This is a genomic window from Streptomyces sp. NPDC003027 (genome assembly GCF_053591435.1).
The window spans coordinates 21,944-36,094 of the sequence record NZ_JBSFTU010000002.1 but is presented as its reverse complement, the minus strand read 5'-3'; the positions used below and the strand labels follow the sequence as shown (position 1 = coordinate 36,094).

General features: G+C 71.5%; 15 protein-coding genes. 11 read left to right on the top strand and 4 right to left on the bottom strand.

Annotated elements, in window-relative coordinates:
* The first annotated feature begins 10 nt into the window (after positions 1-10).
* The 5 genes from ACWDX6_RS01895 to ACWDX6_RS01875 all read left to right on the top strand — a co-directional run bounded on the left by ACWDX6_RS01895 (position 11) and on the right by ACWDX6_RS01875 (position 5,135).
* Entirely contained in the window at positions 11-934 is a 924-nt protein-coding gene (locus ACWDX6_RS01895; protein WP_403288290.1) for an ABC transporter permease, read from the top strand.
* Complete coding sequence (locus ACWDX6_RS01890) at positions 927-1,907, top strand: ABC transporter permease (protein WP_451482984.1); 981 nt, start codon at positions 927-929, stop codon at positions 1,905-1,907. The genes ACWDX6_RS01895 and ACWDX6_RS01890 overlap by 8 nt, the downstream gene beginning before the upstream one ends.
* 6 nt (positions 1,908-1,913) lie before the next feature.
* Positions 1,914-2,897: an ABC transporter ATP-binding protein gene (locus ACWDX6_RS01885; protein ID WP_451482983.1), complete on the top strand. Its 984-nt coding sequence runs from the start codon at positions 1,914-1,916 to the stop codon at positions 2,895-2,897.
* A complete protein-coding gene (locus ACWDX6_RS01880) occupies positions 2,890-3,960 on the top strand; it encodes an ABC transporter ATP-binding protein (RefSeq protein ID WP_451482982.1) in 1,071 nt (356 codons plus the stop codon). Before ACWDX6_RS01885 ends, ACWDX6_RS01880 begins: the two co-directional genes overlap by 8 nt.
* Before the next feature lie 230 nt (positions 3,961-4,190).
* Positions 4,191-5,135, top strand: a complete 945-nt coding sequence (locus tag ACWDX6_RS01875; protein ID WP_451482981.1) for a hypothetical protein — start codon at positions 4,191-4,193, stop codon at positions 5,133-5,135.
* Positions 5,136-5,150: 15 nt separating this feature from the next.
* Here the strand turns inward: ACWDX6_RS01875 and ACWDX6_RS01870 are convergent, their stop codons facing one another.
* Complete coding sequence (locus ACWDX6_RS01870; RefSeq protein WP_451482980.1) at positions 5,151-7,361, bottom strand: prolyl oligopeptidase family serine peptidase; 2,211 nt, start codon at positions 7,359-7,361, stop codon at positions 5,151-5,153.
* A 166-nt stretch (positions 7,362-7,527) separates the two neighbouring features.
* Between ACWDX6_RS01870 and ACWDX6_RS01865 the strand changes: the two genes are divergently transcribed.
* The 4 genes from ACWDX6_RS01865 to ACWDX6_RS01850 all read left to right on the top strand — a co-directional run bounded on the left by ACWDX6_RS01865 (position 7,528) and on the right by ACWDX6_RS01850 (position 11,364).
* On the top strand, positions 7,528-7,722 hold the full coding sequence (locus ACWDX6_RS01865; protein WP_384558319.1) for a hypothetical protein: 195 nt from the start codon (positions 7,528-7,530) through the stop codon (positions 7,720-7,722).
* A 64-nt stretch (positions 7,723-7,786) separates the two neighbouring features.
* Positions 7,787-8,677 carry an N-acetyl-1-D-myo-inositol-2-amino-2-deoxy-alpha-D-glucopyranoside deacetylase gene (mshB, locus tag ACWDX6_RS01860; protein WP_451482979.1) on the top strand — a complete coding sequence of 297 codons (891 nt, stop codon included), beginning with the start codon at positions 7,787-7,789 and terminating at the stop codon, positions 8,675-8,677.
* A gap of 32 nt (positions 8,678-8,709) precedes the next feature.
* Positions 8,710-9,054, top strand: coding sequence for a DUF6113 family protein (locus ACWDX6_RS01855; RefSeq protein WP_451482978.1), 345 nt, complete (start codon positions 8,710-8,712; stop codon positions 9,052-9,054).
* Positions 9,055-9,228: 174 nt separating this feature from the next.
* Positions 9,229-11,364, top strand: coding sequence for a hypothetical protein (locus ACWDX6_RS01850; RefSeq protein WP_451482977.1), 2,136 nt, complete (start codon positions 9,229-9,231; stop codon positions 11,362-11,364).
* Positions 11,365-11,429: 65 nt separating this feature from the next.
* Here the strand turns inward: ACWDX6_RS01850 and ACWDX6_RS01845 are convergent, their stop codons facing one another.
* The 3 genes from ACWDX6_RS01845 to ACWDX6_RS01835 form a co-directional block, all read right to left on the bottom strand.
* On the bottom strand, positions 11,430-12,422 hold the full coding sequence (locus ACWDX6_RS01845) for a hypothetical protein (RefSeq protein WP_451482976.1): 993 nt from the start codon (positions 12,420-12,422) through the stop codon (positions 11,430-11,432).
* Between the two features lie 112 nt (positions 12,423-12,534).
* Entirely contained in the window at positions 12,535-12,693 is a 159-nt protein-coding gene (locus ACWDX6_RS01840; RefSeq protein ID WP_451482975.1) for a hypothetical protein, read from the bottom strand.
* A complete protein-coding gene (locus ACWDX6_RS01835; RefSeq protein ID WP_451482974.1) occupies positions 12,693-12,917 on the bottom strand; it encodes a hypothetical protein in 225 nt (74 codons plus the stop codon). Before ACWDX6_RS01835 ends, ACWDX6_RS01840 begins: the two co-directional genes overlap by 1 nt.
* Before the next feature lie 111 nt (positions 12,918-13,028).
* Here ACWDX6_RS01835 and ACWDX6_RS01830 point away from each other — a divergent pair, with 111 nt between their 5' ends.
* Together ACWDX6_RS01830 and ACWDX6_RS01825 are read left to right on the top strand one after the other, a co-directional pair.
* The gene (locus tag ACWDX6_RS01830; protein WP_451482973.1) at positions 13,029-13,868 is read left to right on the top strand and encodes a helix-turn-helix domain-containing protein; all 840 of its coding nucleotides are present in this window, start codon (positions 13,029-13,031) and stop codon (positions 13,866-13,868) included.
* Positions 13,840-14,133, top strand: coding sequence for a DUF397 domain-containing protein (locus ACWDX6_RS01825; RefSeq protein WP_451482972.1), 294 nt, complete (start codon positions 13,840-13,842; stop codon positions 14,131-14,133). Before ACWDX6_RS01830 ends, ACWDX6_RS01825 begins: the two co-directional genes overlap by 29 nt.
* Positions 14,134-14,151 lie beyond the last annotated feature (18 nt).

Genomic DNA, 14,151 nt, shown 5'->3' with positions numbered 1-14,151 from the left:
GGAGCCCCCCATGGGTCGTTATGTGATCCGGCGTCTGCTGCAGATGATCCCGGTCTTCTTCGGCGCCACCCTGCTGATCTTCCTGATGGTGAACGTGATGGGCGACCCCATCGCCGGACTCTGCGGCGACCGCGCCTGCGACCCGGCGACCGCCGCCCAGCTGCGCAAGGAGTTCGGCCTCGACAAGCCGGTCGTCCAGCAATACCTGACGTACATGGGCAACGTCTTCACCGGCGACTTCGGCACGGCCTTCAACGGCCAGCCGGTCACCGAACTGATGGGCAACGCCTTCCCGGTCACCATCCGCCTCACCCTCGTGGCGATCGTCTTCGAGATCGTCATCGGCATCACCCTCGGCGTCCTCACCGGCCTGCGCCGCGGCCGCCCCGTCGACACCGGCGTACTGCTGCTCACCCTGGTCGTCATCTCCGTGCCGACCTTCGTCACCGGCCTGCTCCTCCAGCTCCTCCTCGGCGTCAAATGGGCCTGGATCAAACCCGCCGTCTCACCCGAGGCCCCCGTCGGCGAACTCATCGTCCCGGGCCTCGTCCTCGCCTCCGTCTCGCTGGCGTACGTCACCCGGCTCACCCGGACCTCGATCGCCGAGAACAAGCGCGCCGACTACGTCCGCACCGCCGTCGCCAAGGGCCTGCCACGCCGCCGGGTCATCACCCGCCACCTGCTGCGCAACTCGCTCATCCCCGTGGTCACCTTCATCGGCACCGACGTCGGCGCGCTGATGGGCGGCGCCATCGTCACCGAGCGGATCTTCAACATCCACGGCGTCGGCTACCAGCTCTACCAGGGCATCCTCCGCCAGAACACCCAGACCGTCGTCGGCTTCGTGACCGTCCTCGTCCTGGTCTTCCTGCTGGCCAACCTGCTCGTCGACCTCCTGTACGCCGTACTCGACCCGAGGATCCGCTATGCCTGAGCCGAACTACGACGAAGGAGCCGCCATCGCCCCCACCGGAGCCGGCGGCGCCGTGGACCTCGCCATGAGCGAGGGCGAGACCCTGGAGAAGACTCCCGGCGGCCCCATGGGCACCGGACCGGCCGGCAGACCCCGCTCCCTGTGGTCCGACGCCTGGCACGACCTGCGCCGCAACCCCGTCTTCATCCTCTCCGGGCTGGTCATCCTCTTCCTGATCGTCATCGCGATCTGGCCCTCCCTCATCGCCTCCGGCGACCCCCTCGACTGCGACCTGGGCAAGGCGCAGGAAGGCTCCCAGCCCGGCCACCCCTTCGGCTTCAACGGCCAGGGCTGCGACGTCTACACCCGCACGGTCCACGGCGCCCGCACCTCCGTCACCGTCGGCGTCCTCGCCACCCTCGGCGTCACCGTCCTCGGCTCCGTCCTCGGCGGACTCGCCGGCTTCTTCGGCGGCGTCTGGGACGCGATCCTCTCCCGGATCACCGACATCTTCTTCGCCATCCCCGTCGTCCTCGGCGGACTCGTCCTGCTGTCGGTCGTCACCGGCAACGCCGTCTGGCCCGTCATCGGCTTCATGGTGCTGCTCGGCTGGCCCCAGCTCTCCCGGATCGCCCGCGGCTCCGTCATCACCGCCAAACAGAACGACTACGTCCAGGCGGCCCGCGCCCTCGGCGCCTCCAACTCCCGCATGCTGCTGCGCCACATCGCGCCGAACGCCCTCGCGCCCGTCATCGTCGTCGCCACCATCGCCCTGGGCACCTACATCGCCCTGGAGGCGACCCTGTCCTTCCTCGGCGTCGGCCTCAAACCGCCGACCGTGTCCTGGGGCATCGACATCTCCTCCGCCTCCCCGTACATCCGCAACGCCCCGCACATGCTGCTCTGGCCCGCCGGCGCGCTCGCCGTCACCGTCCTCGCGTTCATCATGCTCGGCGACGCGGTGCGCGACGCCCTCGACCCCAAGCTGAGGTAGACGCCCATGCTGCTCGAAGTGCGCGACCTGCACGTGGAGTTCCACACGCGCGACGGGGTGGCCAAGGCGGTCAACGGCGTCGACTACTCGGTCGACGAGGGCGAGACGCTCGCCGTGCTCGGCGAGTCCGGCTCCGGCAAGTCCGTCACCGCCCAGGCCGTCATGGGCATCCTCGACATGCCCCCGGGGAAGATCACCGGCGGCGAGATCCTCTTCCAGGGCCAGGACCTGCTCAAGCTCAAGGAGGAGGAGCGGCGCAAGGTCCGGGGCGCCAAGATGGCGATGATCTTCCAGGACGCACTGTCCTCGCTGAACCCCGTCATCAGCGTCGGCGACCAGCTGGGCGAGATGTTCCAGGTCCACCAGGGCCTGTCGAAGAAGGACTCCCGGGCCAAGGCCGTCGAGCTGATGGACCGGGTCCGCATCCCCGCCGCGAAGGAACGGGTGGGCCAGTACCCGCACCAGTTCTCCGGCGGCATGCGCCAGCGCATCATGATCGCCATGGCGCTCGCCCTCGAACCCGAGCTGATCATCGCCGACGAGCCCACCACCGCGCTGGACGTCACCGTCCAGGCCCAGGTCATGGACCTCCTCGCCGAACTCCAGCGCGAGCTCCGGATGGGGCTCATCCTCATCACCCACGACCTCGGTGTCGTCGCCGACGTCGCCGACAAGATCGCCGTCATGTACGCGGGCCGGATCGTCGAGCACGCCCCCGTCCACGAGATCTACAAGGCACCCGCCCACCCCTACACCAAGGGCCTGCTCGAATCGATCCCGCGCCTGGACCAGAAGGGCTCGGAGCTGTACGCCATCAAGGGCCTGCCCCCCAACCTCCTCGCCATCCCGCCCGGCTGCGCCTTCAACCCCCGCTGCCCCCTCGCCCAGGACCGCTGCCGCACCGACGTGCCGCCGCTCTACGAGGTGACCGAGTCCCCGGTCCCGCGCACCAGCGCCTGCCACTACTGGAAGGAGTGCCTCCATGGCTGAGGCTCGCGGTGAGGCCAGCCTCCGCAGCGAGGCGATCCTCCAGGTCCGCGACCTGTACAAGCACTACCCCCTCACCCAGGGCATCCTGCTCAAGAAGCAGATCGGCGCCGTCAAGGCCGTCGACGGCGTCTCCTTCGACCTCGCGGCGGGCGAGACCCTCGGCATCGTCGGCGAGTCCGGCTGCGGCAAGTCGACCGTGGCCAAGCTGCTGGTCAACCTGGAGCGCCCGACGTCCGGCACCATCTCCTACAAGGGCGAGGACATCACCAAGATGTCCGCCAAGGCGCTACGGGCCGTCCGCCGCAACATCCAGATGGTCTTCCAGGACCCGTACACCTCGCTCAACCCCCGGATGACCGTCGGCGACATCATCGGAGAGCCGTACGAGATCCACCCCGAGGTCGCCCCCAAGGGCTCCCGGCGCCAGAAGGTCCAGGACCTCCTGGACGTCGTCGGCCTCAACCCGGAGTACATCAACCGCTATCCGCACCAGTTCTCCGGCGGCCAGCGGCAGCGCATCGGCATCGCCCGCGGCCTCGCGCTCCAGCCCGAGATCATCGTCGCCGACGAACCCGTCTCGGCGCTCGACGTCTCCGTCCAGGCCCAGGTCGTGAACCTCCTGGAACGCCTCCAGACCGAGTTCTCCCTGTCGTACGTCTTCATCGCCCACGACCTGTCCATCGTGCGGCACATCTCCGACCGGGTCGGCGTCATGTACCTCGGCCGGATCGTCGAGATCGGCACGGACGCCGAGATCTACGACCACCCCACCCACCCCTACACCCAGGCCCTGCTCTCCGCCGTCCCCGTCCCCGACCCCGAGGCCCGGGCCCACCGCGAGCGCATCATCCTCACCGGAGACGTCCCCTCCCCGGCCGACATCCCCTCCGGCTGCCGCTTCCGCACCCGCTGCTGGAAGGCACAGGAGCGCTGCGCCCTGGAGGTGCCCGCGCTCGCCGTCCCGGCGAAATTCCGGCTGACCGACTCCCCGGCGAGGCACGACTCGGCCTGCCACTTCGCGGAGGAGAAGCACGTGGTGCCGACGGAGGACCAGGGTCGGTAGGCGGCCGTCAGATCGCTTAACAGGCAGGCAACTTCACCGACCCGGCTCCGATATACGAACCCGCCAAGCTCGACAGCGTACGGCCGTGCGGGTGCCGTAGGCCGGCCGGGGACGCACCATGCGCCCCCGGCCGGCCGCCGCCCCCTCTTTTCGGCTCCGCTGACAGGGCTCCGTGCACTCCCAAGCGGAAGCTCTTGTTTCGGCGCGTCGCCACTGTGAGTATCGGCGTCGTGACAGTGACCCGCGCAGCACGTCTCACCGGAGCCGCTCTCTGCGTCGCGCTCGCCCTCATCACCGCCGGCTGGATACTGCGGGACCTCGCCGTCCTCACCGGCTCGCCCGGCGACCTCGCCTGGTACTGGGCCGGCGACCACCGCCTGCCGCTGCGGGAACGGTCCGCCACCTCCGGGCTCGACCCCGTGCTGATCGGCGTCTACGCCGCCACCGCCGTCGCCGCCCCGCGCTCCCCGCTCGCCGCGCCCGCCTTCGCCGCTGCCGGGTCCGTCACCCTCGCCGTACGACTGCCCGGCCTGTGGGCCACCGGCGCCGGCAACGCCGCCCTGGTCACCACCCTTTTGGATCTCGGGCTCGCCGCCGGTCTCCTCGTCACCGCCGCCGTCGGCCGGCATCCCGCCGACGCGCCCCGCACGGCGATCCCGGCCCGGCCCCGCCCGGGTCCCGCCGTCGCCGCCGGCGTGCTGCTGCTGCTCGCCGCCCTCGTCCGTGCCGCCTGGGAGGTCCACCTGGCGCTCGAACTCCCCGTCGAGATCAGCGTCGACCGGTTCACCGGCGGACGCTCCGTCCTCGCGCCCCTGCTCGCGCCCCCGCCCGGCTGGCTCAGCGCCGTTCTCGTCCTGCTCACCCTCACCGCCGCGGGCGGCGCCTTCGCCCGGTCCCCGTACTCGCGCCCGCTGGGCCTGATCGCCGGCGTCCTGCTGTGCGGCTCGGGCACCATGGGCCTCGCCCTGGCCGTACGGTACGACGTCCTCGACCGGATCTCCCGCCTCGCCGGGGTCGAGCAACTCTCCCAGCTCACAGCCGTGTTCTACCTGCTGGCCGGGGCCGCAGTGCTCGCCGTCCTGACCGGCCGGGGCGAACACCGCGTCACCCCGGCCCCGCCGTCCCTCCCGGCCCCACCGCCCGCCCCGCCGTCCCCGCGCCCACCCGGCTGGTGACGCCCCCTGGGGTGTCTAGCTCATCCCCAACGACCGCTTCAGGAAGTCCACCTGGAGCAGGAGCAGGTTCTCCGCCACCTGCTCCTGCGGCGTCATATGGGTCACGCCCGTCAGCGGCAGCACCTCGTGCGGACGGCCCGCCGCCAGCAGCGCCGACGACAGCCGCAGCGTGTGGGCCACCACCACGTTGTCGTCCGCCAACCCGTGGACGATCATCAGTGGCCGCGCCGGGTTCTCCGGCGCCGTCAGCCCCTCGTCGGTGACCAGCGAGTTCGCCGCGTACACCTCCGGACTGTCCTGCGGCATCCCCAGATACCGCTCGGTGTAGTGGGTGTCGTACAGCCGCATGTCGGTCACCGGCGCCCCCGCGATACCCGCGTGGAAGACGTCCGGCCGCCGCAGCACCCCCAGCGCGGCGAGGTAACCGCCGTACGACCAGCCCCGGATGGCCACCCGCCCGAGGTCCAGCGGGAACTCCTCCGCCATCGCGTGCAGCGCCTCGACCTGGTCGTCCAGGGTCGATGTCAGATCGTTCCTGATCGCCTTCTCCCACGCCGGAGAGCGGCCCGGGGTGCCCCGCCCGTCGGCCACGATCACCGCGAACCCCTGGTCGGCGAACCACTGCGACGTCAGGTGCGCATGATGCGCGGCGACCACACGCTGCCCGTGCGGCCCGCCGTACGGGTCCATCAGTACGGGGAGGAGTCCGTCACCTTCCCGGTACCCCTCCGGAAGCAGGACGGCGCACGGAATCCGCCGTGCGCCCCCCGCCAGCAGACGCACCCGCGCGGACAGCACCGGAGTCTGCGCGTACGAGGCGACCACCGCCACCTGCCGGCCGTCCCGCAGCACCCGCGCCACGCTCCCCGGAACGTCCGGACGGGCCGACACCAGCACGGTCACCGCACCGGAACGCACCGCCGCGTGCACCCCCACCCCCTCGGAGACCCGCTCCACACCCCGCTCGTTCACCCGGTACACATGGGTCTCGCCGATCTCCGGCTCCGCCGCCCGCGCACCGGCCGACGCCGACACGAGCACGTCGTCCGCGCCGATGTCCAGGACCGCCCGCACATGGAGCCGGGCATCGGTCAGCGCCCGGTCCCCGACCGCCAGCACCCTCGCCCTGTCTTCGCCGGAGGTGCCTCCGTCCCCGCCCTCGTCCGCGATCCGGACCAGCCGTCCGTCCGGAGACCAGGCCGGCACCCCCGGCAGCAGCTCCAGCCAGTCCCGGTCCTCCTCGACACGCACCGTCCGGGTCGCCCCGGTCTCCGTGTCCACCGCCAGATGGAGCTGGGTGCGCTGGTCCCGGGCCTGGACGAGCAACAGCGGAGCCCCGTCCGCCGACCAGTGGACCCGGGCCAGGTACGGATACCGCTCCCGGTCCCAGCCGACCTCCGTACGCTCCCCGCCCAGATCCACCAGATACAGCCGCACCTCCGCGTTCGGCGTCCCCGCCGCCGGATAGGCCACCGCCTGCGGCTCCCGGTCCGGATGGGCCGGATCCGAGATCCACCACCGGCGCACCGGCCGGTCGTGCGCCCGCGCCACCAGGAGCCGGTCCGAGTCCGGAGACCACCAGTGACCGCGCCCGCGCCCCATCTCCTCGGCCGCCACGAACTCCGCGAGGCCGTACGTCGTGTGCGCGTCCTCCGGCTCCGCGAGCACCCTGTCCCCCTGCCCGTCCGCGCCCGTCACCCGCAGCGCGCCCCCTGCCACGTACGCGATGTGCCGCCCGTCCGGAGAGGGCCGCGGATCGATCACCGGCCCGGGAACCGCCAGCTCCCGCGCCGTCCCCGCCCTCAACTCCGCCGCGTACAACCGCCCCGAGAGAGCGAAGGCCGCCAACTCCACCGTCGCGTCCACCGCGTAGGAGACGATCCCGCCCGAGCCCTCGCGGCTGCGCTCCCGCCGCGCCCGCTCCTCCGCCGACAACTCCTCGGCCCGTCCCGCGAGCAGCGTCCCCGGATCGGCCGCGACCCGCTCCCGTGGCTCACCCGCCGGCCCGTCGAGATCCAGCACCCACAGCTTGTGCGACCGGTCCGTACCCGAACCGGAACGGACGAACACCACACGTTCACCGTCGGGAGACACCGTGAAGCCACGCGGAACACCCAGGGTGAAGCGCTGAGTCCGGGCGTACTGGCGCGGAAACGAGAGCGGCGGCGAGAGGGGGGACGAGGGCGGGGACGAGAGCGGAGCCGACTGCTGCTGTCGCGAGGTCATACGTCCGAACCTAACGCTGTGCGCCCCCCTGTGCCCCCGTACACCATGGATACGGAGCCACACATAGTTATGATCCGTAGCGCTAGGTGGGTATGGAACTCCTGGCACATGCTCGCCGACTTGCCCGTCCGAATATCCGACCGAAGAAGTGTGGAGGTGAACCGCCGTGGCACTCTCGATTTCGGCGGTGGTGCTGCTGGCGATCGTCGTCTTCCTCCTGATCCGGAAATCCGGGCTGAAGGCTGGACATGCGGCGATCTGCGCGCTCCTCGGTTTCTACCTGGCGAGCTCGTCCATCGCCCCGTCCATCAGTACGCTCACCACCAACGTGGCGGGCATGATCGGCGGTCTCAAGTTCTGAGCGCCGACGGTCTCGAACCCTGAGCCTCGTGCTGGTCAGCGGCCCCGCCTCGTAGGGTGGGGCCATGACGGATCTCCCAGCCCGTCGTCTGCTCCTGGTGCACGCGCACCCCGACGACGAGTCGATCAACAACGGCGCCACCATGGCCAGGTACGCGTCCGAGGGCGCCCAGGTCACCCTGGTGACCTGCACCCTCGGCGAGGAGGGCGAGGTCATCCCGCCCGGCCTCGCCCATCTCGCGCCCGACCGGGAGGACCGGCTCGGCGACCACCGCGTCGGTGAACTCGCCGCCGCGATGAAGGAGCTGGGCGTCACCGACCACCGCTTCCTCGGCGGCCCCGGCCGCTTCCGCGACTCCGGAATGATGGGCGTCGAGCAGAACCGGCGCGAGGGCGCCTTCTGGAACACGGCCGTCGACGACGCCGCCCCCTGTCTCGTCGAGGTGATCCGCGAGACCCGTCCGCAGGTCCTCATCACCTACGACCCCGACGGCGGCTACGGCCACCCCGACCACATCCAGGCCCACCGCGTCGCCATGCGCGCCGCCGAACTCGCCGCGGACGGCGCCTACCGCCCCGCCCTCGGCCCCGCCCACCGGATCGCCAAGATCTACTGGAACCGGATCCCGCGCTCCGTCGCCGAGGCCGGCTTCGCCCGGCTGCGCGCCGAGGGCGCGGACTTCCCCGGCGTCGCGGACATCGGCGACCTCCCCGGCGTGATCGACGACGCGCTCATCACCGCCGAGATCGACGGCGGCACGGTCCACGCGGCCCGCAAGACGGCCGCGATGCGTGCCCACGTCACACAGATCGCCGTGGACGGCCCCTTCTTCGCCCTGTCCAACAACCTCGCTCAGCCGATCTTCACCACGGAGTACTACCAGTTGGCAGCGGGTACGCCCGGCGCACCGGAGGGCGTACGCGAGGACGACCTGTTCGCGGGGGTGAGTGAGTGAACGGGAGTGAGAAGGGGCGGGGGCACGGGAGCGTGAACCGCCGGGTGGTCTGGTACGTACTCCTCTTCGTCCTCGGGGTACTGGTCGCGGCGGCGGGCTCGCTCGTCCAGAACGCCTGGTTCCCCGGCGGGTTGCTCCTCGCCCTGCTCGGCGTCGCGGGCGTGTTCTACGGCGGGCTGCGCGCCACCGAGACACAACTCGGCGTCCTGGTCCCCGGCGCGAGCTGGCTCCTCACCATCGTGCTGCTGGGTCTCGGACGGCCGGAAGGCGACGGCGTCTTCGCCGACGGGCCCTCGGTGATGATCTATCTCCTGGGCGGCATGACCCTCGCTGTGATGTGCGCCACGATGGTGAGGCTGCCGCGACCGACCCCGTGACCAGGCCGACTTGAGCGGAAGGGTGCCCGGACTTCGGCCGGAATGCCCGTCGCACATTGCACGGCCGTCCGATACCGGGCGGCGGCGGACAGTATGGTGGTGCGCGCCGCCGAACCGCCCGGGTATACGAGCATCAGCAAGAGCGGGCGGCGGAGCCAACCGGGAGATCCTGCTTTGAGTCGTGAAACTGGTCGAGAGACTGACAGTTCGTCCTCCGGCGCCCAGGGGCGCGGTGGAGCCGCGTACCCCTCGGGTACACCGCCGTACGGAACGCGCCAGTATCCGTCGCTCCACCCCACGCAGGACGCGGCGGAGGAGACTGCCGCCCCGCCCGCGCGGACGCGGCCGGAGGAGCCGAAGACCGAGACGACGCTGACGACCCGGATCCGGATCAACATTCCGGGTTCGCGTCCGATCCCGCCCGTGGTCGTCCGCAAGACCGTCGCCGACTCGGGGTCGGGCTCGGGCTCGGACGCGTCGGCGGAGGGCGGCTCGCAGTCCGCCGCGGCCCCGGGGCCCGCCCCCGCACCCGAGCCGGCGCCCGCCCCCGCCCCGGCGGAGGCGGCGAGGCCGGAGCGGCCGAAGGCGGAGGAGAAGACCAGCGACTGGTTCGCCCCGCGCAAGCCGGCGACGCCCGCCGCCCCGGCTGCCCCGGCCGCTCCGGCCGCCCCCTCGGGGTCGGCGGGTCGTTCCGGCGCGTCGGGTCCGTCCGGCATGGGCGCGGGCGCCGCGGTGACAGGCGCCGCGGGCGGCCCTGGCCCGCGTCCGGGCGCGAGTGCTCCTCGTCCGTCCGGGCCGGGGACGCCCGGGCAGCCGGGCAAGCCCGCGGGCGGCCCGCGCGGTTCAGGTTTCGCCGGGCCCGCGACCGGCGGTATCCCGACGGTCGGCGGTGCCTCGATCTCGGCGACCCCCGCCGGCGGTACGCCGATGTTCCTCACGACCCCGCCCCTGGACGACGACGCCGCGTACGGCACGGCCCCGCAGCCGCCCAGCGGCCCGACGACCGGCCCCGTCACCGGCGACAGCTCCCTGGGCGGCAACCCGCCGGCCCACAACCCGCTGGCCCCGAACCCGCTGGCCCCGAACCCGTTCGGCACGGTGCCGCAGATGTCCGACGACACCGCGGTCCTGACCCCGCAGAACCGCGGCCCCGTCACACCCCACGCGCCGGGAGCGCCGGCCGACGGCGGCCACATCTCCGGCGACACCCTCACCAGCGGCATCCCCGTCGTCCCGCCGGCCCCGCACGCCCCCCGGGGCGGCGACGAAGGGTTCTCGACCCCGGAGGTCGCCTCCTCCGGCAGGCCGGCACCCGCCCGCCCCTCCTCGTCCTCGGCGTCCTCCTCCTCGGCCCCGGCGAAGAAGGGCCGCTCCAAGCTCCCCCTCCTCGCCTTCGGCGTGATCGGCCTCGCCGGTGTCGCCTACGGCGCCGGTCTGCTCCTCAACCACTCCGACGTCCCGAAGGGCACCACGGTCCTCGGTGTGGACATCGGCGGCGGTACGAAGGAGGAGGCCGTCAACAAGCTGGAGGCGGCCCTGGGCAAGCGCGCCGCCACCCCCCTCCAGCTCAGCGTCGACGGCAAGAAGGTCGAGCTGGCGCCGGACAAGGCGGGCCTCTCCCTCGACAGCCAGGAGACCGTCCGGGGCGCCGCGGGCAGCGACTACAACCCCGTCTCCGTGATCAGCACCCTCTTCGGCGGCGAGCGCGTCGCCCAGCCGGTGCTGCCGGTGGACGAGGAGAAGCTCAGCGTGGCCCTGAAGGACGTGGCCGGCGCGTCCGGCTCCGCGACCGAGGGCACGATCAAGTTCTCACCCGGCAAGGTCACCGCCGTGGAGGGCAAGCCGGGCAAGGGCCTGGACGTCATGCGTTCCATGATCTCCGTCAAGGACGCGTACCGCGCCCAGGTCCAGACGGGGAAGACGAACACCGTCGAGCTGCCCGTCGTGACCCGCGAGCCCACCATCACCAAGGCCGAGCTGGACCGGGCGATGAACACCTTCGCCAAGCCCGCCATGTCCGACCTGATCACGATCAAGGCCGGCTCGAAGCAGATCCAGTTCGGCCCGGCGCGGTCCCTGCCGAAGATCCTCTCCATGAAGCCGGTCGACGGCCGTCTGGTCGAGGTCTACAACAAGGCGGCCATCGAGGAGCTTCTCGACGGCGTCTTCGACGGCATCATGATCACCAAGGGCGACGGCAAGAAGCACCAGGTCACCGCCGACGACGTCGCCTTCGCGATGCGCGACGCCCTGCTGGGCAAGACCCCCGCCGAGCGCACGAAGGTCATCGACCTGGACGGCCAGGGCTGACGCCGGGGTAGCGGTAGCACGCTGTACGCGGGCCCTCGTCCGGACGTCCCGGACGGGGGCTCTCGTCACACCACACCGGTCCGGAGCGCGGTCCTCGCCAGGGCGGCGCCGAAGGGAGCGGGCGACGGGGGCGCCGAACCGGCCGCCTGGTCCTGGCGGCAGGCCGCGCACAGCGTCTCGTCGCCCACCGGCCGGAACAGCATCGGCTGGACGTGCCGGTCCGCCGCGCACTCCCGCATCGAAGCGACCGCCGACAGCGGCGGCGCCGCAGGCGGTGGATCGAGGCGCGGCGGAGGTACGTCGCGCAGGATGTACCGCACCAGTCCGCCCGGCCGGTGCACCGGCTCCCCACGGGCGGGCAGGCAGCGGGCGATCCCGCTCCTGAGCGACTCGATCGAATGCCCCGCCTCCAGCCACCGGGCGGCGAGCCCCGCGAGCTCGGGAAGCATGGCGCGGGGGACGCGCAGCCGGGGGTCCAGGGACGCGAGGTCGTCGACGGCGCGTTGCGCCTCGGGAGGCGCCGACGGGGGAGGGTTGGAGGTGTTTCCTCCGGAGGTCTTGTCTGGATGACGTCCGACGGACCGTACCGACGGCCCACCGGCGGCCGGAAGGCCGGCCGCCGGTGGCACTGCGGTGACGGGGGCGGGCAGGGAAGTGGGGGCGGGCAGGGGAGCGGGGGCGGGCAGGGAAGTGCGAGGGGGCAGGGGAGCGGGGCCGGGTGCCGGTACGTGCCCCGGCGCCCGTACGAGCGCGGCCTCGGCCGGGCTCAGCGGCACGTTGGAGACCAGTTGCCGGGTGCGCCAGAGCCCCCGCTCCCCCTGCTCGCGCCACTCGTGGACGTAGCCCTCGGCCTTCAACTGCCCCTTGGCGCGCAGGAAGGAGATCTTCCCGATGCTCGCTCGTTCGGCGGTCTTGGACAGCGGCTCGTCGACCCCGTCGGGGAGGGAGAGCTGCCAGCTGAGAAGGCGTACGGCATCCGCGTTGAGGCGGGGATGGCGCAGGATCTCGTTGGGGATCTGGGTGAAGCGCGCAGCAGGCGCGATAGCATGCCGAAGCATTCCGGGTGCCCTCCTCTGGCACTCGAAGTGAAGGCCCTCGGTGCTGGCTGCAACCAGCTCGGGGGCCGCTTTGCGCACACCGTACCGCAACGTCCGTAGTCGTACCGTCACTTCACGTGATGATGACCTTCTCCTCCCGGCGCACGCACCGGGGGCACGCGCACGGCGGATAGCGCAGCGCCGACTGGCTCGGCACCGTCCCGCGCCGTGGCCGGTACGTCTTCGGCGCGGACCAGGTCCGGCCGCCGTCCCGCGAGACGCGGAGCGTCATCACCACTCGCCCCCGTACCGCTGCTTCTTCGCCCGCAGCCAGTCCTGGATCTCCTTGGTCTCGCTGGGCGTTGCGGGGCGCAGGTCGTCGGCGCGGATCGTCGCGACGAAGTGCACGAAGCGCACCCGCCGGTGCACGCCGTCCACGCCGATGACCTTGCCGGGACCGTAGACGTCGGTGCCCGTGTGGGCGACGAAGGCGCCCGGGCCGTGAGGGGAGTTCATTGCGAGCCTTTCGCTCTGTGTGTCGAACCGGTCACACAGTGGCGTGGATCACGTTACGCTCGGTAGGGGTTTTCACGTGACAACGCGACCGGCACGTGGGGGAGTTGGAACATGGCAATCGAGGACAATCCGGAGTCCCGTCGTAAATATGGTGAAGAGCTGAAACGCCGACGGGAGGCGGCGGGCCTGACGCAGGAACAGCTGAGCGAACAGACGATCATCTCGCGGACGCACCTGGCACACATGGAGGCGGGCAGACGCCGCCCGGACGTCAGCGACGCGAGACGGCTGGATCAGGTGCTGGTGACGGGGGGATTCTTCGAACGGTTCCTGCCGACGCTGGACGGGAAGGCGGTGGCGGAGCACTTCGCGGAGGCGCTGGAGTTCGAGGGCCAGGCGACGGTGATTCGCGAGTACGCCCCGAAGCTGGTGCCAGGCATTCTCCAGACGGAGGCTTACGCGAGGGAGGTCCTGACGTCGGGCTCCTCGCCGAAGAGCGACGAGGAACGTGACAGGCTTCTCGTCACGAGGCTGGAGCGAGCCCGGATCCTGGACGACTTCGACTCCCCGGTGGTGTGGATCCTGCTGGACGAGGCGGTGCTGCGACGTCCGGTCGGCGGTTCGGAGGTGATGTGCGAGCAGCTGCGTCACATCGTGCGGCTGGGGGAGAGCCGCCGTATCCGCGTGCACGTCCTGCCGTTTGCGGTGGGCTATCACGCGATGCTGGAGGGGTTCGTTTCGCTGATGTGGTTCGAGGACCAGCCGCCGATCGCGTACGTGGAGGGCCTCAAGTCAGGCCGCGTCTGGGAGGCTCTGCCCGTGGTACGGGAATGTCAGGTGGCTTACGATCACGCTCTGGGTGACGCGCTCTCACATCGCGAGTCGCTTGCTCTGATCAGGTCCGTCGCGGAGGAATACGAGCATGCAGCACGGCAAGTCCACCATCCCTGACGCCTCGGTCCTTTCTGCCTGGCGCAAGTCCTCCTACAGCGGCGGCAACAGCGGCGACTGCCTCGAAGTCAGCGACGCCTGCGCCGCCTGGCGCAAGTCCTCCTACAGCGGCGGCAGCAGCGGTGACTGCCTCGAAGTCAACGACGCCTGCACCGCCCACGTCCCCGTCCGTGACTCCAAGAACCCCACCGGCCCCGCCGTGGTCTTCGCCCCCACCGCCTGGGCGCCCTTCGTAGACGCGGTCAAAGCGGGCGGCCTCCGCTGACGTTTCCGGCGAGGGCGA

Coding starts and splice junctions, on each gene's coding strand:
- ACWDX6_RS01895 (WP_403288290.1), top strand. CDS start 11: ATGGGTCGTTATGTGATCCGGCGTCTGCTGCAGATGATCCCGGTCTTC.
- ACWDX6_RS01890 (WP_451482984.1), top strand. CDS start 927: ATGCCTGAGCCGAACTACGACGAAGGAGCCGCCATCGCCCCCACCGGA.
- ACWDX6_RS01885 (WP_451482983.1), top strand. CDS start 1,914: ATGCTGCTCGAAGTGCGCGACCTGCACGTGGAGTTCCACACGCGCGAC.
- ACWDX6_RS01880 (WP_451482982.1), top strand. CDS start 2,890: ATGGCTGAGGCTCGCGGTGAGGCCAGCCTCCGCAGCGAGGCGATCCTC.
- ACWDX6_RS01870 (WP_451482980.1), bottom strand. CDS start 7,361: ATGACCTCGCGACAGCAGCAGTCGGCTCCGCTCTCGTCCCCGCCCTCG.
- mshB (WP_451482979.1), top strand. CDS start 7,787: ATGACGGATCTCCCAGCCCGTCGTCTGCTCCTGGTGCACGCGCACCCC.
- ACWDX6_RS01845 (WP_451482976.1), bottom strand. CDS start 12,422: ATGCTTCGGCATGCTATCGCGCCTGCTGCGCGCTTCACCCAGATCCCC.
- ACWDX6_RS01840 (WP_451482975.1), bottom strand. CDS start 12,693: ATGACGCTCCGCGTCTCGCGGGACGGCGGCCGGACCTGGTCCGCGCCG.
- ACWDX6_RS01835 (WP_451482974.1), bottom strand. CDS start 12,917: ATGAACTCCCCTCACGGCCCGGGCGCCTTCGTCGCCCACACGGGCACC.
- ACWDX6_RS01830 (WP_451482973.1), top strand. CDS start 13,029: ATGGCAATCGAGGACAATCCGGAGTCCCGTCGTAAATATGGTGAAGAG.
- ACWDX6_RS01825 (WP_451482972.1), top strand. CDS start 13,840: ATGCAGCACGGCAAGTCCACCATCCCTGACGCCTCGGTCCTTTCTGCC.